The sequence below is a fragment of the Roseobacter sp. HKCCD5988 genome (genome assembly GCF_037830355.1).
Lineage (GTDB): Bacteria > Pseudomonadota > Alphaproteobacteria > Rhodobacterales > Rhodobacteraceae > M30B80.
This window is the reverse complement of sequence record NZ_JBBLYJ010000002.1, coordinates 268750-287400: the sequence shown is the minus strand read 5'-3', so window position 1 is coordinate 287400 and position 18651 is coordinate 268750. Positions and strand designations below refer to the sequence as shown.

The following is an 18651-nucleotide window of genomic DNA, read 5'->3' as shown; positions in this document are numbered from 1 at the left end:
AACGTCCCAAATCAGCGCGCCTATAGGAGTGAGGAAATCGCAAATGAGCAACCCCCTTTTTGACGCTTTATTGGCCCCCCATCAGGGCAAGGAGAGCAGCTTTCTCATTTTGCCGGACGGGTCAGAAATGGCACATTGCGCATTCCTTGGTTTGGCCAACCAAATGGCGCATGCTTTGCGCGCCGCCGATGTGGGGGTGGGGGATCGGGTTGCGGTGCATGTTGAGAAAACCGCGCCTGCCTTGGCGCTTTATGCGGCGTGTATCACGGCGGGTGCTGTGTTTTTGCCACTGAACACCGCCTACACGCCCGCAGAACTATCCTATTTCATCACTGATGCGGATGCGGCGCTGGTGGTCTGTGATCCGTCTGAACTGGCCGCCTTGACCCCAATTGCTGAAACCTGCAAGGCGACAATCCTGACCTTGGATGCCTCAGGGCAGGGCAGTTTGGCCCGTGCCGCGGTACAACACCCCACGGAATTTACGCCCGTGCCGCGCGGCCAGAATGATCTTGCAGCGCTTCTTTACACTTCGGGGACAACGGGCCGCTCCAAGGGGGCGATGTTGACCCATGAGAACCTGCTGTCAAACGCGCGCGCCTTGGCCGAGGAGTGGCGCTTTACAAGCGATGATGTGCTGCTGCACGCTTTGCCGATTTTCCATTCTCATGGGCTTTTTGTGGCGTGCAATGTCAGCTTATTGGCGGGCAATGCGATGATCTTTTTGCCAAAATTTGACCAAGAGACAATTTTGCAGTTTTTGCCACGCGCCACCACGATGATGGGTGTGCCGACCTTTTACACGCGACTGTTGGAGGATGCGCGCTTTACCCGTGACTTGGTCGTGCATATGCGGCTCTTTGTGTCTGGCTCTGCCCCGCTTTTGGCGGAAACCCATTTGGCTTTTGAGGGGCGCACAGGTCACCGCATTCTTGAAAGATACGGGATGACTGAGACGAATATGAACACCTCAAACCCCTATACGGGGGATCGGCGCGCAGGAACGGTAGGCTTCCCCCTAAAGGGGGTGGAGGTGCGTGTCTGTGATCCTGAGACGCGCTTAGAATTACCCACGGGTGAGATCGGGATGCTTCATGTGCGGGGGCCAAATGTATTTTGTGGCTATTGGAATATGCCTGAAAAAACCCGTGAAGAACTGCTTGACGATGGGTTTTTCATCACGGGCGATTTGGCCAAGATTGACGCGGATGGCTATATCACCATTGTGGGGCGGGGTAAGGATTTGATCATCTCGGGCGGGTTTAACATTTACCCAAAAGAGATCGAGATGTTCCTCGATGCGCAGTCAGGGGTTAAGGAAAGCGCTGTCATCGGGGCCCCGCATCCCGATTTTGGGGAAAGCGTGGTCGCGGTCTTGGTGCCTGAGGCGGAAGGCAGTATTGATTTGGATGCCATCCTTGCCGCGGCCAAGGCCGAACTTGCAGGCTTCAAGCGCCCCCGTCATTTCGCGATTGTCGATGCCTTGCCACGCAACACAATGGGCAAGGTGCAAAAGGCAGAGATGCGTAAAACCTATGCAGATGTGTTTCAGGATTAGACAGGTGGGGTCGGGCGGCGTTCCAAATCTGCGCGCCGCTCGCGTGCGAAGACATACAGACCTGATCCCACGATAATCGCGATGCCCAACCATGTCAGGCTGTCTGGGAAATCTTGGAACAAGATATATCCCACCGCGACAGATCCCGCGATTTCGAGATATTGCAGCGGCGCGATTGTGGCTGTGGGGGCCAGTTTCAATGCAACTGAGAGCAAGAGATGGGAAATCGTTGCCATGATCCCCACGGCCAATAAGGTCATCATCGCAAATTCATTGGGCCACACAGGGTCGAGCCAAGGGTTGCCCGTGCCGTCAAACCCGATGATCAGGGGCAGGATCAGCACCGATGCCCCCAAGGCCGTATAGGCCTGAAGCGTGATTGGATGTTGGCGGTCTGACATGGTGCGCGTGAGGATCATATAGGCCGCAAAAGTCACAGCCGTGCCAAGCGGGAATAACGCCACAAACCCCAACTCCTGAAAGCTTGGCTGGATCACAAAAAGCGCACCGATAAACCCAATGATACAGGCGATGATACGGCGCGGGCCAACCTGCTCGCCCAGCAAAAGACCGCCCATTAGAGTCAGGATAAACGGCTCAACAAAAAAGATGGCCATAGCATTTGCAATCGGCATGTATCGAATGGCCGAAAAAAAGCAAAATGTTGCGAGAAGCAGCATCAAGCCGCGCATCAGATGGCCGACAACATCACGCGCAGTGGGGCGTATGGCGACCCGCATCATGTTTGCTAAGGGGATCAAGATCACAACTTGAATCCCAAAGCGCGCCGCAACAATTTGCAGCACAGGCACTTCATTTGGGGTCAGCTTGGCCATCCCATCCATGATTGGGGCGGTGATGCAAAAGCCGATCATAAAAAGAATGCCCAAAACGGGCTTATCTGCGGTGCTGCGCATGCGGTAATCCATCGTGAGAGTGGCCCCAACAAACAGGGGCGCATGGCCCATCACTGGCACGATCAGGTGGTTTTGGGAATGATAATTTGCGGGGCGGGGGTTTAGGCCATGACCTCGTTGCGATCATCATCGCGTAAGGAGGCTGGGCGGGGGGCAGGTGTTGCGAAGACGATCAACCCCATCACATCTTCTCCACGATCTTGGCGAATAGGGGCTTTGGTGATCTGCGGCGGGGCAAAGCCCGCTTGTGCCAGAAGATCGGTGATATATCCCTGTGAATGGGTGAAGCGGCGCGATGCCATCAGACGCAGGGGCGCATCCCCAGCCTCAACCGTGAAACAAAGCCGCCCTTCGGGCAAAAGCGCATCGGCGCACCACCCAATCACCTGTTCCAATGCACCGATATAATTGAACACATCCGCCGCAACGATCAGATCATAACTTGGGCCGATAAGGGCCAGTTCCGTGATATCGCATTTTTCCAGCCTGTCGTAACAGCCCTTTTCTTGCGCCTCTGACAACATGGCCGCAGAGAGGTCGTAACCAACAAGCTGCGCTGCAAGGGGCCGCAACAGAACCCCCATCAGACCTGTGCCGCATCCCAAATCCAGCGCAGCATCGGCGTGGCGTAGGCCTGCGCGCGCCAATCCTTCGGCAATCAATTCTGGGGCGCGATATCCAAGTCCCTCGCGCAGGGATTTCTCAAAGCGCGGCGCATATTGATCGAATAATGTTTCGACAAAGGCGGCGGGCATGCGGTCGGTAATGGGATCAACCCGCGCCATAAGATCACATTTCATCGCCGCGCCAAAAGGATCGCTTGGGTCAAGGGCCATGGCCTTGCGCCAAGCTGAAAGGGCCAAATCTGCTTCGCCTGTGGCCTCGTGATATTCACCCAAACGATACCACCCGGCCGCCCAATCAGGGGATAACTCAAGCGCGGAATTTAACGCCTCGACCGCGCCTGCAGCATCGCCTAAATGGGCGAGGGTCTCGGCAAAAGATGCGCGCCTATCTGCCGCTGTATCGCCAGAGGAAAAGGTGTTAAACCCCATGATTTTTAAACTTTAAACCTTGGCCTAACGTCTTTGTTGCGTCCGTGGCCATGAAACTACGGCTGAGCCCCGTAGCAGAGCCGCAGATATGTCCTGACTGTCCTGCAGTCAAGCACCTTAACACATCAAATCAAGGTATCGCTTTGGCCTTCAATTTTTGTTGTAATCTTTGGATTTGATAGCTTGCACGCAGATGCGATTAATTATTTATGACATGCTGACGTCACGGATCATTTGAAAGCCCGTATAACCGTTCTTTGCTATATCTTCACAACGGGCGCTGTAGACATCTAGCCCGCCAGCATACGGCATGAACACGCGCGGTTTTCCGGGAATATTAGCTCCCAAATACCAAGAGTGGTTTGCCTTAGGTAGCAGGGTGTTACTTGCAACTGTATTCACGTGTTCTGTCCATTGAATCATCGCTTCTTCACGAACCTCAACGGATCGAACTTTGTTAGATTCAGCAAATTGTAATAAGTCAGTAATCCAATTCACATTTTGCTCAATCGATCTTGGCATATTGGTTAAGACTGATGGGCTGCCTGGTCCAGTGACAATGAACATATTTGGAAAATGAGCTACGCCGACACCTAGATAAGTCTTTGGTCCGTCGCGCCATGCGTCACACAGCCGAAGGCCGTTTTTTCCGACTATGTCCATATTAAGAAGTGCGCCGGACATCGCATCAAAGCCAGTGGCAAATACTATGATATCGGCTTCGATCTTTGTCCCGTCCTCAAGAACCAAACCGTGCTTGTCTAATTTCGAAATCGGGTTTTCACGAACATCAACAAGATGAACATTCTTCCGATTGTAGGTTTCGAAATAATTTGTATCTATCGGGGGACGCTTTGTCGCGAATGGGTGATCGGACGGCATTAACTTTTGGGCGGTGTCTTGGTTCCCGACAATTTCAAATATCTTTGAGCGTATAAAATCGGACATGATCTTATTTGATTGCTCGTTGAATAGAATGTCCTGAAAACTTTCGCGGAACCGAAGGCCTCCTACCTCCCAGGCTTCTTCTAAAATCTCGGTGCGTTCGTTTTCAGGTGTTTCAACTAGATTCCTTGGAGGAGCTGTCCATGGATGGCCATGCCGTGATGATAGCATCTGAGCCCTTACATGGTTTCGTTCTTTTGTAAATTTTGAATGAAAATCGGGGTGCAGTGGAGCATTTCTAGCTGGAACACTGTAATTGGGGGTACGCTGTAAGACGGTTAGCTGCTGCGCCTCTTCTGCGATCACTGGAATTGCCTGAATTCCGGTTGAGCCTGTGCCAATAATCGCTACCGATTTGTTGCGAAAATCTACGCCATCATGAGGCCATTTACCCGTATGGTATATTTGACCTTCAAATTCTTGCGCGCCATCAAAATCTGGAGTGTTCGTCGAGGACAAGCAGCCTACCGCCGATACCAGATATTTTGCTTCAATACTAAAGCCACTATTGCACTGTATTTGCCAGCATGCCGTGTCTTCATTCCACACAGCTGTTTTGACGCGTTGATCAAGATAAATGTCACGTCGCAAATGCAATTTGTCTGCACAAAAATTCAGATAGGAGAGTATCTCAGCTTGGCCCGGATATCGCTCTGACCATCTCCATTCATTCAGAATTTCGTCGGAAAAATAATAACAATATGTGTGGCTTTCTGAGTCACACCGAGCGCCCGGGTACCGGTTCCAGTACCAAGTCCCCCCAACACCAGCGCCAGCCTCAACAATAGCGGCTTTCAAGTGCAATTTATCCCGCAATAAATGAAGCTGATATAGGCCGGAAAATCCAGCGCCGATGATGAGGGCATCAAGCTGTAATTTCGATCCTTTAGCTACGGGGTGTTGATCAATCGATGTGTTCGCCATTGTCTCTTTAAACATTAGTGTTTCAGAATTTCCTCTAGGAGCTAGCACTGTAACGTGACTATTCTAGTCTGGACAGAGCCAAGGCAGTTGTTGCGTTTGGGTTGAAGTTTTGGAGCTGTTCGGGAGGTGAATTATGAGAGAGATAGTGATTGGCGGCGCCCAAATGGGCGCCATTCAAAAAGCCGATACTAGAGAAGCTGTCGTGGATCGGATGATTGTTTTGCTTGATCAGGCAAAAGAAGCGGGCTGCGATCTGGTCGTATATCCGGAACTAGCTCTTACAACTTTTTTCCCGCGCTGGTTTATTGATAACCAATCAGAGGTTGATTTTTGGTTTGAAAATGAAATGCCTAATGCTGCAACTGCGCCACTTTTTGCAGCAGCGAAGAAAGCTCAGATAGCGATAAGTTTTGGATATGCGGAACGCACTCAAGATGGGCATTACTACAACACTTCTGTGCTCACTGATCGAGATGCGAACATAATTGGCAAGTATAGAAAGGTGCATTTGCCTGGGCATTCGGAATATGATCCCGAGCGCTCATTCCAGCATCTTGAAAAACGCTATTTTGAGCCTGGAAATCTTGGATTTCCAGTGTGGAAAAATTTGAATGCAAGAATGGGGATGTGTATCTGTAACGATCGCCGTTGGCCCGAAGTATATCGTGAAATGGGTTTGCAAGGTGTCGAGCTGGTGATGCTTGGATACAATACTCCGACGGTGAATAGTCAGTTATCTGATGAAGGTATTGAGCAAAGGCTTTACCACTCTGAACTTTCGATGACTGCAGGCGCTTATCAAAATGCGACTTGGGTGGTGGGTATTGCAAAAGCCGGTTTGGAGGACGGACACCCTCTAATGGCAGGATCAATAATCGTAGATCCTAATGGTTATGTTGTTGCGAGAGCTTCCTCTGAGGTCGATGAACTTGTTGTTCATGCTTGTGATATGGATGCTTGTACCTTTGGTAAAACAACAATTTTTGACTTTGGCCGGCATCGTCGTATCGAACATTATCAACGGATAGGCACACAAGCTGGTGTAGTTACAAATGACTGACCAAAAGCATTGCACGCTCAGAATAAGTCGTCTGAGTTTGAGAAGGCGTTGCGTTGGTTTGGGCGTCTGATGACTAGAGAAGGATATTGGAGCGGTCAAAATGGCTGAAAAGATTAACAGACATTCGCGCGGCGTATTTATCATTTCCGTTACACCATTCTCGAAAAACGGAGCGCTTGATTTAGAAAGCGCTGACCGATTGATCGAGTTTTACATCGAATGTGGTGTAACCGGCATGACCATTCTCGGTATAATGGGCGAAGCTCAAAAACTATCAGCGCAAGATGCCATCCAGTTCTCCAAGCATGTTTTGGATCGTGTTGCAGGTCGAATTCCAGTTGTGGTTGGCGTATCTGGCGCTGGTTTGGGGAACCTATCTGACCTGACTAAATCCGTCATGGATGATGGTGCTGCGGGTGTAATGGTAGCTCCCATGCCTGGTCTTGTGCACGAGGTGAAATTAAAAAACTACTTTGGTGAAGTTTGTAAGGCTCTAGGGGATGATGTCCCGATTTGCCTGCAAGACTACCCACAGACAACAGGCGTTAATTTTAGCGTAGAAACAATCCTCGATTTAACTCGCACTTACGCACAAATCGTTATGCTAAAACATGAAGATTGGCCTGGACTAACTAAACTGTCACAGGTTCGCGCTCAAAGTGGCACTGACGATACGCCGAGATTGTCTATTCTAACGGGAAATGCCGCTTTATTTCTTCCTCAAGAACTTCAGCGCGGAGCTGATGGAGCAATGACAGGTTTTGCCTACCCTGAAATGTTAGTGAACGTGGTAAACCGGTATCAAGAAGGTGACTTAAATGCAGCTGAAAACCTCTTTGATGCTTACTTGCCTTTAGTGCGCTACGAACATCAGCTTGGTATCGGCTTAGCTATACGCAAGGAGATACTATTCCGTCGAGGTGTAATTGAAAGTCCTACTGTACGAGCTCCTGGTCCTGCGCTTAGCGGTGTCGACCACGCCGAGCTAACGCGTTTAATTGAGCGCCTGAATGTAAGATTGTCTGAACTGCAGTAAAATATTTTCAATATAATTAGGTCTGGAGAGAACGGTGCAGCATGATTTGGTGATAAAGGGCGGTAAAGTTGTCACCGCGTCCGAAATCTTCGTTGCTGATGTTGGCGTTTCGGGTGGTAAGATTGCCACATTGGGTAGCGATTTGTCGGGTGATGAGGTCATTGATGCTACCAATAAACTGGTAATGCCAGGCGGAATCGAAGCGCATTGCCACATCGCTCAGGAGAGCGGCATGGGCCTCATGAGTGCTGATGACTATGAAACTGGATCAATATCAGCGGCGTTTGGTGGAAATTCTTGTTTCGTACCGTTCGCAGCTCAAAAAGTTGGTCAGAGTGTCGCTGAAACGCTTTCTACCTATGACGGCAGGGCTTCAACAAAATCAGTTATCGACTACTCTTATCATCTCATACTTACCGATCCGAATGCAGATGTTCTGGCAGAGCTTCCCGGCGTCTTTGAGAGGGGGATTACCTCTTTCAAAATTTTCATGACTTATGCGACCCGAGTCAGTGATGCGCAAATACTTGATATTATGACCATGGCGCGACGCTACGGGGGCCTTACCATGGTCCACGCTGAAAATCATGACATGCTCACGTGGATGTCCTCTGCTTTAGTGGAGAATGGCTACACCGATCCCAAATTTCACGCGCCATCGCGCCCAGCTATAGCTGAAGAAGAAGCAATCAATCGTGTAATAAGTTTAGCCAAGCTCACAAATGCCCCGTTGATGATTGTTCATGTTTCGACACCGAAGGGCGCCGCCTTGGTTGCTGAAGCGAGATCTGAGGGTGCATACATCTTTGGTGAAACTTGTCCGCATTACCTATTATTGACGCGAAATGATCTAGATCGCTCCGGCAAGGAAGGAGCAAAGTACATTTGTTCGCCGCCACTTCGTGACAAAAATACGCAATCAATTTTGTGGCGTCATGTCGCTGCTGGAACGTTTAGCGTTGTGTCATCGGACCACGCCCCTTACCGGTTCGATGATACGGGTAAGTTTGCCAATGGGCCGGATGTCGATTTCCGCAAAATAGCGAACGGAATGCCAGGTATTGAGATGCGATTGCCAATTCTGTTCTCAGAAGGTGTGATGAAGGGCCGAATTAACCTTAATCAGTTCGTAGCTTTATCATCTACTAATGCGGCTAGATTGTATGGCATGCACCCTTTCAAAGGGACAATGGCCATTGGTGCAGATGCTGACATCGCGATATGGGATCCAAACCTCACGAAGGTGGCTGGTGAGACGCATGATTATGTGAATTATAATCCATTTGAAGGGATGGAGATTACAGGTTGGCCAGTGACTGTTCTTACAAGGGGTCAAAAGATTGTTGAGAACGATAAGCTGATAGCTAATCCAGGTGATGGAGTATTCGTCAAACGGGGTCGTACCGATTTGTCGGGCTTAACCGGAACGCATTTGCCAGAAACTGATCCAATATACAATTTTGGAGCAAATATTTTTACATGAATGGTCCGATAGTAGTAATTAATCCAAATTCGAATGAATTGGTTACCGATGGCATAAGGGATGCGTTGAAGGAATTTAATCTGCCCAAAAGTCCCGAAATTGAGTGTGTGACTTTGAAGGAGGGGCCGTTCGGAATCGAAAGTCAGTTGGATTCTGATAGTGTGATTATCCCGTTAGTTAATTTGGTACAGTCCCGAACGGATGCGGGGGCTTTTGTTATAGCTTGTTATTCAGATCCAGGTCTTCACGCTTGCCGATCAATTACCAAAAAGCCTGTTTTTGGAATTCAAGAAAGTGGAGTGTTGAGCGCACTAGCTCGCGCAGATCGCTTTGGAGTTATCGCAATCTCAGACGCCTCCATACAACGTCATTGGCGAGTTATGGCAAGGATGCAAGTTCTTGATCGGCTGGCCGGTGAATTGCCATTGAATATGAGCGTTGATGAAAGCGCACGGGGCACTAAAACGCTCGAAAAACTTGTGAATGTGGGCGGACTTCTGAAAAAACAGGGCGCTGATGTACTTGTATTGGGGTGTGCTGGAATGGCAACGCACCGAAAAAAGGTAGAAGAGGCGCTTGGAATACCTGTGATTGATCCAACTCAAGCAGCTGTAGCATTGGCTATGGGAGTTTTGCTCTCAAACGCATAAGCAACTGTACAATCCGTAAGTGTTCATCCGCGATCGTCTTGAGAAAATTGTTATTTTGTTAGTGGACAAGTGATTAATGTGGTCTGTTTAAGTTCTATGATTTCTCATGGAAATCCCTAATGATTGATCAGTCAACCATGCTAGCTAGGACGGCTGTGCGTTGTTGAATTTACAATGAAAACTTTGTGATGTGTCTGTGGAAGCTAGTAATTTTATAAATAAAAGAAAAGTGGTGAAACTTGACTAATAAAATTGGGATTGTTTGGGCAAATCAATCCGCGTCGTTAAAAAGTATTTTTTTGATGATAGCATCCACTTTCTTTGCTGCGACGATGCATGTTCTTGTGAGGATTAATACCGAAGACTTGCACGCCTTTGAGGTCGCTTTTTTCAGGAGCCTCTTTGGTTTTATCGTGATTTTGCCAATGATAGTTCGATCACGTTTTAAGTTTCTAAAAACGACTAAGTTACGGTTACACCTTGTCCGTGGTCTCTTAAACACAACTTCGATGCTAATGTTCTTTTCTAGTTTAGGATTGATTACGTTAGCTCGCGTTAATTCGCTGAGTTTCACAGCCCCAATCTTTTTGGCGATATTAAGCGTGATCTTCTTGGGTGAGCGCTTCCGGATCTATCGTTGGATGGCAATTGTCATGGGTTTCATAGGAATGCTCATCATTCTTCGCCCAGGTTGGTTGGAAATTGACACTGGTTCGATATTGGTACTTGCGTCAGCTTTTTTTTGGGCTGGATCAATGCTATTTATTAAAATCTTATCAAAAACTGACGATAGCTTGACCATAGTTTCTTGGATGGGCGTCACCACGATTATTTTATCGTTCATTCCAGCTATTTTGGTTTGGAAAACCCCAGATTTTAATCAACTTGTCTGGTTAGTCGTTATTGGATGCTTGGGATCTGCCACTCAGCTCACCCTTAGCCAGGCATTCAAGGAGGGGGACCCAACCTTATTGATGCCTTTTGACTATGTTAAGTTAATTTGGGGAATTGTATTCGGGTTTTGGCTCTTTGGCGAAGTCCCGGATGTTTTCACTTGGATCGGTGGAACTATAATTTTTGTCTCAGGAGTGCTCATTGCTATGAGAGAAAAGAAAAGTAACGCGAAGCCCGCACATGCATCGACCTCAGTGGTTTAATAGTATCCGATGAAGCGTCATGGTCAGTTAAGCAATGGACGCCCGAGATAAATTCGAGACATTGGAAGTCAAATCAGCAAATGAACTGCGCGATTGGCTAATTAAACATTACGCTCAATCTGAGAGTGTTTGGCTAGTGACATGGAAGAAAGCTGCGAACGCCCCTTACGTGTCTCGGGATGAGGTTCTCGATCAGCTTATTGCGTTCGGCTGGATTGACGGCATCAGGCGACAGCTTGATGAAAAAAAGACCATGCAACTTATTTCACCCCGCAAGCAGCAAGCATGGGCGAAATCCTACAAGGACAGAGCAGAGCGATTGGAGGCCAGCTGTCAAATGCACGAAGCTGGCCGTGCCGCGATAATGTTTTCAAAGCAGAGTGGTCTTTGGAATGACACCGATGAGGTGGATGCGCTGGTTATTCCAAAGGATTTGCAGGATGCGCTTTCTGCCAACGAAGTAGCTTGGCAATTTTTTGGTGCGTCTGCACCCAGCTATCGCCGAAACGTTCTTCGGTGGCTTCACGCTGCGAAACGTAAAGAAACACGCGCTGGTCGAATTTCCAAAATCGTTGCGCTGTCCTCTCAGTCCGTGAAAGTGCCAAACCTTTAACAAACAAACGACAGCAATGCGTGCGCGGGCGGGAGCAAACACACTGCCACTCGCGTGGGATGTTGGTTCGAGTTGAGCATAAAATTGTGTTTAACTGCGGCGTGTGATTTGCAAGAGCCGACTATTTTACGAAATTTTGTCCTGCACACATCGCCATTTACTTGTGAAAGCGCCATGCACCAAGTAATTAAATTTATTTTGGGGGATATGTGGCAGCCCGTAGGGGAATCGAACCCCTCTTTCCAGGTTGAAAACCTGGCGTCCTAACCGATAGACGAACGGGCCACGCTTAGTGTGGGCGGTTCTTAGGAAATGTGCGGCTGAGGCGCAAGAGGATTCTGTACTACAGCGCGCTAATTTTTTATTTCATAAATTGATCTAGGTCTAAGTCAGCGTGCTTGGCCATCTGCCCACGCGGCATCTTCGAGGCGCAATTGTACTTTGCTGCGGCCCTGCCAATAGTTCAACTCGAGCCTCCCTGCGATGTGGATGTTGCGTCCTGATCGCTGTGCCTCTTGTAAAGCAGGACCAAGCGGGCCCTCCATAGCACCAAAAGCAATGCCGTCTATTTTCGTAGGACCGCCATCGGTGGCAGTGAATTTTAAATGAGTTTCGCCCACCGGTTTTGAGAAGATGATTTTCATATTTGGAAAGCCAAAGCGTGGAGCGGGGGCTGAGGCACCGAACGGTCCTACTTGGTCTAACAGTTCTATTAATCCCGTAGTGGCCCCCGAGGGTAGGATTATAGCGTCGATCCGTAAATCCTGATGCATGGTGAGACCTGAACCTTGACGAGCTAGAAGATCTGACAAGCGTGCCATCGCAGGTTCTAGTTGCGCGCGATCGAGACTTAGACCTGCAGCCATTTTGTGCCCACCGCCTTTTTCAATCAGGCCCTCTGCCGCTAACTTTTGTATGGCTGCGCCTAGGTCAATACCCGCAACTGAACGACCAGATCCCTTGCCGGTATCCCCATCAAAGCCGATGACAATGGCTGGACGGTTCGATGCTTCTTTTAGTCGGCTTGCAACAATGCCTACCACACCAGCGTGCCATCCATCGTTTGCAGCCCAGACAAGCGGTGCATCCAAACCGCGTGCTTCCGCTTGCGCAAAAGCTGCACTGCGTACTGCAGCCTCGATTTCGCGGCGGTCTGTGTTTAGGCTTTCGAGCTTGGTTGCTATCGCTTGGGCCTTATGCGGCTCAGTCTCGCACAAAAGTTTTGTACCAAGATCGGCTTCTCCAATACGTCCTCCTGCATTGATGCGTGGGCCGAGGACAAATCCTAAATGGTAGGCGCTTGGAGTACGATCAAGGCGAGCTACATCGCATAGCGCCACAATCCCTGGACGCGCACGTCTTGCCATGACAGCTAGTCCTTGACGCACAAATGCGCGATTTACCCCGATTAACGGCGCAACGTCAGCCACTGTAGCCAGGGCAACTAGATCTAGCATTGCCATTAGATCAGGGCCGATTTTGTCATGAACTTTTCTTAGCTCACGGTTCATTTCCACTAATACTAAAAATACAACAGCAGCCGCACAAAGATGACCCCATTCTCCAGTTTCGTCTTGGCGATTTGGGTTTACAACGGCGACACAATTGGGCAATTCAGCACCACCCAAATGGTGATCGAGAACCACCACATCACAGTTTGCTGCTGCGATTGGCTCATGTGACAAGGTCCCACAATCAACACAGATGATTAGATCATGTGAAGCGCCTAGTTCCTGCATTGCAGGGATGTTTGGGCCATAGCCTTCGTCAATTCTATCAGGCACATATATGGTGGCGTCGTGGCCCAGTTGACGCAGCCAGTCGACCAAAAGTGTGGCAGAGCTAGCCCCATCGACATCGTAATCTGCAAAAATTGCAATCTTTTGGCGCGTGGCGGCGGCGGTCAAGATACGAACTGCGGCCTTATTCATATCCAGCAAATTGCTTGGGTCAGGCAGCAGGTCGCGAAGTGTTGGGTTCAAAAAACTTTTGGCCTGCTCAGACAATACTCTGCGCTGCGCCAAAAGCATGGCCACAGGTTGGGGGAGTTGCGCCTCACGCGTAATTACGGTTGCATGGCGCGCCATTTCAGTTGCAGGCGCGACCCATCTTTTGCCCGTAAGCGATACCTTTACTTCAAGGCAGATATTCGCGTTCAAATCATCTGTCATAACAGATTTCGTGGTATGAGCTCCGTGTGTTTTGTAGTGTTGGTCATTTAGCGACCCGTAGGATGACGGTAGCTCATACGGCGAATTGATCCGGTTTTGGAACGCATTAAGACCGTTTCTGTGGTCAGCCAACCTGGTTCTCTTTTGATGCCGGAAAGGATCGATCCTGAGGTCACACCTGTGGCAGCGAAGATCACATCCTCTGTTACCATTTCATCGCGCGTGTAGACACGTTCAAAATCGCTGATGCCTGCCTTGGTGGCGCGGGCGCGTTCATCGTCATTGCGGAATACCAAGCGGCCCCACATCTGACCGCCCATGCATTTCAGGGCTGCTGCGGCCAACACCCCTTCGGGCGCGCCGCCTTGGCCCATATACATATCGATCCCTGTCAGATTGGCCTCTGCCGTGTGGATCACCCCCGCGACATCACCATCCGTGATCAAACGGATTGAGGCGCCTGTGCCGCGGATTTCTGCAATCATCGCTTCATGGCGGGGGCGTTCGAGAACACAAACTGTGATGTCATTCGGGCTGCATCCGCGTGCTTTGGCCAAGGCCATGACACGTTCTGCAGGGGTCATATCCAGATTAAGGACGCCCTCAGGATAGCCCGGCCCAATGGCAAGCTTATCCATATAAGTGTCGGGGGCGTGCAGCATGGAGCCACGCGGCCCCATCGCAATCACTGTCAGAGCGTTAGGCATATCCTTTGCGGTCAGGGTTGTCCCTTCTAGGGGATCAAGCGCAATATCAACCGCGGGGCCTGTTCCCGTGCCGACCTCTTCGCCGATATACAACATTGGTGCTTCGTCTCGTTCGCCCTCACCGATCACAACCACACCTTGGATATCAAGCAGGTTTAACTGCTCGCGCATGGCGTTGACCGCGGCTTGGTCGGCGGCCTTTTCATCGCCGCGGCCAATAAGATCTGCCGAGGCAATCGCCGCCGCTTCAGAAACACGGGCCAAGCCCAAAGAGAGCATACGATCATTGAAATCGGATTTTTGCGACATGGGCGCTATAGCCTTTCTTCAGACGTCTTCGATGCGCAAAGCAACTGGGGCGCTCATCAATACGCCCGTCTGCGGCAAGGCTGCAAGCGCCTCTTGCAGTGCGGGCTGAGCAGCTTTGTGAGTTACTATTAATACGGGCGCAGCTTCGTCAGGGTGATCATATTGACGCATTCGATCAATTGAAATGCCATTATCTCCCAATACTGTGGCGATTTTTGCCAAAGCGCCAGGTTTGTCGTTGAGGGTCATGCGAATATAGTAACGCGCAGCCGAGGCCGCTGATGCGGGCGGTGCGGCTTTGAGGGTATTCGCGCGTTGGCCAAATGTAGAAATCCGTATGTCGCGCGCGATATCGCAAATATCTGACAGCACTGCACTTGCTGTTGGACCTTCGCCTGCACCCGCACCGCGCAGCACGATTTGGCCAACATGGTCTCCTTCCACCACCACCATATTGGTGCCTCCCTCAAGCTGCCCTAGGGGCGAAGAAGCAGGAACCAGGCAGGGGCTCATCCGTTGTTCCAAGCCACGCCCTGTCATACGCGCCACTCCGAGAAGTTTAATCTTGAACCCAAGATCAGCAGCGCGATTGATGTCTTCGATGGTGACTGCGCCAATGCCCTCGAGGCTTATACCGCTAAAATCGACTTTTGTTCCAAAAGCGACAGAGGACAAAAGCGCCAATTTATGTCCCGCATCAATGCCTCCGACATCAAGCTGTGGGTCAGCTTCTAAATAGCCAAGGCTATCAGCCTCGGCAAAAGCTTCCTCATAGGTGAGGCCTGCATTGCCCATCCGCGTGAGGATGTAATTGCAGGTTCCGTTCATCACCCCCATTATCCGGGTGATCTGGTTGCCGGCCAACCCTTCGGTCAAAGATTTGATGATTGGGATGCCGCCCGCCACTGCAGCCTCAAAACGCAGGACAAGGTTATTATCCTCTGCCGCTTCAGCCAGTTCCTGTCCATACAACGCCAAAAGCGCCTTATTGGCTGTGACAACATCCTTGCCTGCGGCAATTGCTGCTTCGGTCGACGTCTTTGCAGGGCCATCCGAGCCGCCCATCAATTCAACAAATACATCCACATCATCGCGCTTGGCCATCGCAACGGGATCATCTTCCCATGCGTATTTCGCCAAATTCACGCCGCGATCTTTGTCACGGCTGCGTGCGCTTACGGCAGAAATGGTAACCTTGCGCCCTGTGCGAGCCTCGATCAGTGCGCCATTGTTCTGAATCATCTTGATGACACCTGTGCCAACCGTGCCAAGACCTGCGATTGCAAGACGCAAAGGGCGTTCCATGATGCCGAACCTCCAATAGCTGTGCGTATCGCGCACATTATCAAGTTGAACCCCTGTTAGCTCCTTCCAAGAAAAGGTGCAACGCAGGCAGAACAACTATTCCTCAAGCATTAATTAATGGGCTCATTAGCCAAAGCCGCTGCGCGGCGGCGCAGGTCTTCCGCGCGACCAGCCAATTCCCCAACGGTTGCTTCAGGGGTGCTTAGTGTTTCGGCGCTGGCAGGACTGCGCATCTCTTCAATCTCAAGCGCGCTAAGCGGCAAAAGCGCGGGATAGCTTGCATTACGCACTTCTTGGCGAGCGCTGTCCTGGGTGCTGCAGGCAGACAAAATGAAGGGTAATACTAACAAAAAGGGCGTGAAATATCGCATAGCACTGCGATAGCGCGCCAATCGGCTTGGGTCTAGCCTTGTTTGCGTGCTCAGGCCTTTGCAATTTGGCAAATTGGTGGTTTTTGTGGTTAGAGTGACGCGGGGAACACGAAAGCGCCGATAAACTGGTCTTAGGCTTGGTGCGATTAGAAAAGGGACATTGCGCCATGGAAGACACAGCCTTGCACCCAACCGCGATCCACGAGAACCCTTATCGCGGGGCGGGTCTGCCTGATTTGCAATGCTTTCCCAGTGAGGATGCAAGCCTCGTTCAGGCGCTATTGGAGCAGTGTCCCGCTTATGCGGCCACGCCCCTCTTGGTGCGCGATGATTTGGCCAAAGCGGCAGGGACGGCCGCGTTTTTCGTTAAAGATGAGCGCGCGCGTATGGGGCTTGGAAGCTTCAAAGCCTTGGGCGCGGCCTATGTTATTGCCCGCGCTGCGCGCGCAGCTATAGAAAATGGGGCCAGTGACTATAGCACAGCCCTGACAGGCCGTGCGTTTATCGCCGCAAGTGCGGGCAATCATGGTCTGTCTGTTGCGGCAGGCGCGCGTGTTTTTGGCGCGCGTGCCATAATTTATCTGTCGGACACGGTGCCTGAGGCTTTTGCCAATCGTCTGCGCGCGCAAGGGGCGGAACCGCGCCGTGCAGGGGCAACCTATGAGGAAAGCATGAAGGCCGCCGAGGCCGCAGCCGCGGCGGGGGAAGGCACGCTTTTGCCCGATAGCACATGGGCGGATGAGATGACCCAAGGCTATCTCGTGATGGAGGGGTATTTGCAAATCGGGGCGGAAATGGCCGAAGCACTGGACAGCCCCCCAACCCATATTTTCTTGCAAGCAGGTGTGGGTGGCATGGCAGGGGCCTTAGCCGCCGATGCGCGCGCCACATGGGGGCAGGCTCCGCAGATTATTGTGGTCGAGCCTGACGCAGCCCCCGCCCTGCAAGATGCGATTACCGCGGGTCATGTGGTCGACAGCCACGGCCCTGTCTCAATCATGGGGCGGCTCGACTGCAAAACCGCCTCGCTTGTGGCGCTTGCGGGGCTAGCGCGCGATGCGGATCAGTTTTTGACGATCTCAGATGGTCAAGCAGCCTCAGGCGTGGCGTGCCTGACCGAAGCGGGGCTTGCCTCCACGCCATCGGGTGCCGCGGGCGTGATTGCTGCGGCCTATCTTGGCTATGACTTTCCACCCGATGCGCGGATTCTTTGTGTGTTGAGCGAAGGGCCAGAGGATGTCTGATTTGTTCCCGCCCTCTGAATATCACCGCCGTCATAGCGCGATTCAGGCCCGCTTACAGGCCGCAGGCCTAGATGCCATTTTGCTGACCCAAGCGGCGGATATTTTTTATGTTACGGGTTTTCTCACCCGCTTTTGGGAAAGCCCCGCTCGGCCTTGGTTTGTAGTGATCCCCGCCACAGGCGCCCCAATCGCCGTGATCCCCGAGATTGGGGCTTATCTCATGGGGAAATCGGTGATCACCGATATCCGCACATGGCCCGCGCCGCGCCCCGAAGATGATGGGGTCAGCTTGCTGGCTGAGGCCTTATGTGACGTGATATCCAAAGACGGAAAGGTCGGTGTGGCCATGGGCCTAGAGACGCAGCTGCGGATGCCTTTGGGGGATTTCTTTGCGCTGCAAACCCGTCTCGCCCCCCGCAGTTTTGTCGATGCGACAGATATCATGCACCGCACCCGCGAGATAAAATCAACGCTTGAGATTGAAAAATTACGCGCCGCCTGCGCCATTGGCAATCGTGCCTTTGCCCGCGTTGATGAAATTGCCCGTGTTGGCATGCCCTTAGACGCAGTGTTTCGGGCCTTTCAAATCCTGCTGCTCGAGGAGGGGGCCGATTGGGTGTCCTATGTCGCAGGGGGCGCGGGCGAGGGGGGCTATGGAGATGTGATCTCACCTGCCGCGCCGACACCCCTGCACAATGGCGATATTTTGATGCTGGATACAGGCGCGGTGAAAGACGGCTATTTTTGTGACTTTGATCGCAATTTTGCCATCGGCACCCCAAGCCCCGACGCGGCCCGCGGGCATCAGATTTTGCAAGATGCGATCCATGCGGTGATGCAGGGGATGGTGCCGAATATACGCGCCTCAGACCTGCACGCGATGCTGTGCCGCGAAATTACGGCGCGCGGCGGCACGCCTTGTGGTGGTCGCTTAGGGCACGGGTTGGGCGTGACGCTGACTGAATGGCCATCCCTTACACCGCACGATCAGACAATGCTGCCCGCAGGTATGGTTCTCACGCTTGAGCCATCTGTTGATCTAGGGCAGGGGCGGATACTGGTCGCCGAAGAAAATATTGTCCTGACAGAAAACGGGGCGGAGTTTTTAACAAACCCCGCCCCGCGTGACATTGCAATTTTATAAGC

At 51.3% G+C, this 18651-nt stretch carries 16 protein-coding genes and 1 tRNA gene; 9 read left to right on the top strand and 8 right to left on the bottom strand.

The window, feature by feature from the left end; translation table 11 throughout:
- The first annotated feature begins 43 nt into the window (after positions 1-43).
- Positions 44-1558: a malonate--CoA ligase gene (locus AAC636_RS09490; RefSeq protein ID WP_340301322.1), complete on the top strand. Its 1515-nt coding sequence runs from the start codon at positions 44-46 to the stop codon at positions 1556-1558.
- Here AAC636_RS09490 and AAC636_RS09485 read toward each other — a convergent pair.
- From AAC636_RS09485 to AAC636_RS09475, 3 genes are all read right to left on the bottom strand, one after another.
- Positions 1555-2475, bottom strand: a complete 921-nt coding sequence (locus AAC636_RS09485) for a DMT family transporter (RefSeq protein ID WP_340301321.1) — start codon at positions 2473-2475, stop codon at positions 1555-1557. The two genes, AAC636_RS09490 and AAC636_RS09485, sit on opposite strands and share 4 nt — an antisense overlap.
- Positions 2476-2576: 101 nt before the next feature.
- Positions 2577-3530 carry a class I SAM-dependent DNA methyltransferase gene (locus AAC636_RS09480; protein ID WP_340301320.1) on the bottom strand — a complete coding sequence of 318 codons (954 nt, stop codon included), beginning with the start codon at positions 3528-3530 and terminating at the stop codon, positions 2577-2579.
- Between the two features lie 207 nt (positions 3531-3737).
- Positions 3738-5414 carry a flavin-containing monooxygenase gene (locus tag AAC636_RS09475; RefSeq protein ID WP_340301319.1) on the bottom strand — a complete coding sequence of 559 codons (1677 nt, stop codon included), beginning with the start codon at positions 5412-5414 and terminating at the stop codon, positions 3738-3740.
- 118 nt (positions 5415-5532) lie between these two features.
- Here AAC636_RS09475 and AAC636_RS09470 point away from each other — a divergent pair, with 118 nt between their 5' ends.
- The 6 genes from AAC636_RS09470 (at position 5533) to AAC636_RS09445 (ending at position 11398) form a co-directional block, all read left to right on the top strand.
- The gene (locus AAC636_RS09470) at positions 5533-6459 is read left to right on the top strand and encodes an N-carbamoyl-D-amino-acid hydrolase (RefSeq protein ID WP_340254788.1); all 927 of its coding nucleotides are present in this window, start codon (positions 5533-5535) and stop codon (positions 6457-6459) included.
- A gap of 100 nt (positions 6460-6559) precedes the next feature.
- Entirely contained in the window at positions 6560-7495 is a 936-nt protein-coding gene (locus AAC636_RS09465; RefSeq protein ID WP_340301318.1) for a dihydrodipicolinate synthase family protein, read from the top strand.
- Positions 7496-7529: 34 nt separating this feature from the next.
- The gene (hydA, locus tag AAC636_RS09460) at positions 7530-8978 is read left to right on the top strand and encodes a dihydropyrimidinase (RefSeq protein ID WP_340301317.1); all 1449 of its coding nucleotides are present in this window, start codon (positions 7530-7532) and stop codon (positions 8976-8978) included.
- A complete protein-coding gene (locus tag AAC636_RS09455) occupies positions 8975-9628 on the top strand; it encodes an aspartate/glutamate racemase family protein (RefSeq protein ID WP_340301316.1) in 654 nt (217 codons plus the stop codon). The genes hydA and AAC636_RS09455 overlap by 4 nt, the downstream gene beginning before the upstream one ends.
- 239 nt (positions 9629-9867) lie before the next feature.
- Positions 9868-10785 carry a DMT family transporter gene (locus AAC636_RS09450; RefSeq protein WP_340301315.1) on the top strand — a complete coding sequence of 306 codons (918 nt, stop codon included), beginning with the start codon at positions 9868-9870 and terminating at the stop codon, positions 10783-10785.
- Between the two features lie 34 nt (positions 10786-10819).
- On the top strand, positions 10820-11398 hold the full coding sequence (locus AAC636_RS09445; protein WP_340301314.1) for a YdeI/OmpD-associated family protein: 579 nt from the start codon (positions 10820-10822) through the stop codon (positions 11396-11398).
- Positions 11399-11608: 210 nt separating this feature from the next.
- Here AAC636_RS09445 and AAC636_RS09440 read toward each other — a convergent pair.
- The 5 genes from AAC636_RS09440 to AAC636_RS09420 form a co-directional block, all read right to left on the bottom strand.
- A tRNA-Glu gene (locus AAC636_RS09440) sits at positions 11609-11683 on the bottom strand.
- Positions 11684-11787: 104 nt separating this feature from the next.
- Positions 11788-13569 (bottom strand): single-stranded-DNA-specific exonuclease RecJ, encoded by a 1782-nt coding sequence (gene recJ / locus AAC636_RS09435; RefSeq protein WP_340301313.1) that lies wholly within the window; start codon positions 13567-13569, stop codon positions 11788-11790.
- 47 nt (positions 13570-13616) lie between these two features.
- Positions 13617-14585, bottom strand: coding sequence for a class II fructose-bisphosphatase (glpX, locus tag AAC636_RS09430; protein WP_340301312.1), 969 nt, complete (start codon positions 14583-14585; stop codon positions 13617-13619).
- Between the two features lie 18 nt (positions 14586-14603).
- Positions 14604-15890: a homoserine dehydrogenase gene (locus AAC636_RS09425; protein ID WP_340301311.1), complete on the bottom strand. Its 1287-nt coding sequence runs from the start codon at positions 15888-15890 to the stop codon at positions 14604-14606.
- A gap of 110 nt (positions 15891-16000) precedes the next feature.
- Positions 16001-16180 carry a hypothetical protein gene (locus AAC636_RS09420; RefSeq protein WP_340254815.1) on the bottom strand — a complete coding sequence of 60 codons (180 nt, stop codon included), beginning with the start codon at positions 16178-16180 and terminating at the stop codon, positions 16001-16003.
- Between the two features lie 248 nt (positions 16181-16428).
- On the opposite strand from AAC636_RS09420, the gene AAC636_RS09415 reads away from it, so the two are divergent.
- Together AAC636_RS09415 and AAC636_RS09410 are read left to right on the top strand one after the other, a co-directional pair.
- On the top strand, positions 16429-17505 hold the full coding sequence (locus AAC636_RS09415; RefSeq protein WP_340301310.1) for a pyridoxal-phosphate dependent enzyme: 1077 nt from the start codon (positions 16429-16431) through the stop codon (positions 17503-17505).
- Positions 17498-18649, top strand: coding sequence for a M24 family metallopeptidase (locus AAC636_RS09410; RefSeq protein ID WP_340301309.1), 1152 nt, complete (start codon positions 17498-17500; stop codon positions 18647-18649). The genes AAC636_RS09415 and AAC636_RS09410 overlap by 8 nt, the downstream gene beginning before the upstream one ends.
- Positions 18650-18651 lie beyond the last annotated feature (2 nt).

Excerpts from the sequence above, each read along its gene's own strand:
- AAC636_RS09415 (WP_340301310.1), top strand. The coding sequence starts at position 16,429 with ATGGAAGACACAGCCTTGCACCCAACCGCGATCCACGAGAACCCTTAT.
- AAC636_RS09480 (WP_340301320.1), bottom strand. The coding sequence starts at position 3,530 with ATGGGGTTTAACACCTTTTCCTCTGGCGATACAGCGGCAGATAGGCGC.
- AAC636_RS09490 (WP_340301322.1), top strand. The coding sequence starts at position 44 with ATGAGCAACCCCCTTTTTGACGCTTTATTGGCCCCCCATCAGGGCAAG.
- AAC636_RS09410 (WP_340301309.1), top strand. The coding sequence starts at position 17,498 with ATGTCTGATTTGTTCCCGCCCTCTGAATATCACCGCCGTCATAGCGCG.
- AAC636_RS09465 (WP_340301318.1), top strand. The coding sequence starts at position 6,560 with ATGGCTGAAAAGATTAACAGACATTCGCGCGGCGTATTTATCATTTCC.
- AAC636_RS09470 (WP_340254788.1), top strand. The coding sequence starts at position 5,533 with ATGAGAGAGATAGTGATTGGCGGCGCCCAAATGGGCGCCATTCAAAAA.
- AAC636_RS09485 (WP_340301321.1), bottom strand. The coding sequence starts at position 2,475 with ATGCGCAGCACCGCAGATAAGCCCGTTTTGGGCATTCTTTTTATGATC.
- AAC636_RS09455 (WP_340301316.1), top strand. The coding sequence starts at position 8,975 with ATGAATGGTCCGATAGTAGTAATTAATCCAAATTCGAATGAATTGGTT.
- glpX (WP_340301312.1), bottom strand. The coding sequence starts at position 14,585 with ATGTCGCAAAAATCCGATTTCAATGATCGTATGCTCTCTTTGGGCTTG.
- AAC636_RS09445 (WP_340301314.1), top strand. The coding sequence starts at position 10,820 with ATGGACGCCCGAGATAAATTCGAGACATTGGAAGTCAAATCAGCAAAT.
- AAC636_RS09425 (WP_340301311.1), bottom strand. The coding sequence starts at position 15,890 with ATGGAACGCCCTTTGCGTCTTGCAATCGCAGGTCTTGGCACGGTTGGC.
- AAC636_RS09475 (WP_340301319.1), bottom strand. The coding sequence starts at position 5,414 with ATGTTTAAAGAGACAATGGCGAACACATCGATTGATCAACACCCCGTA.
- recJ (WP_340301313.1), bottom strand. The coding sequence starts at position 13,569 with ATGACAGATGATTTGAACGCGAATATCTGCCTTGAAGTAAAGGTATCG.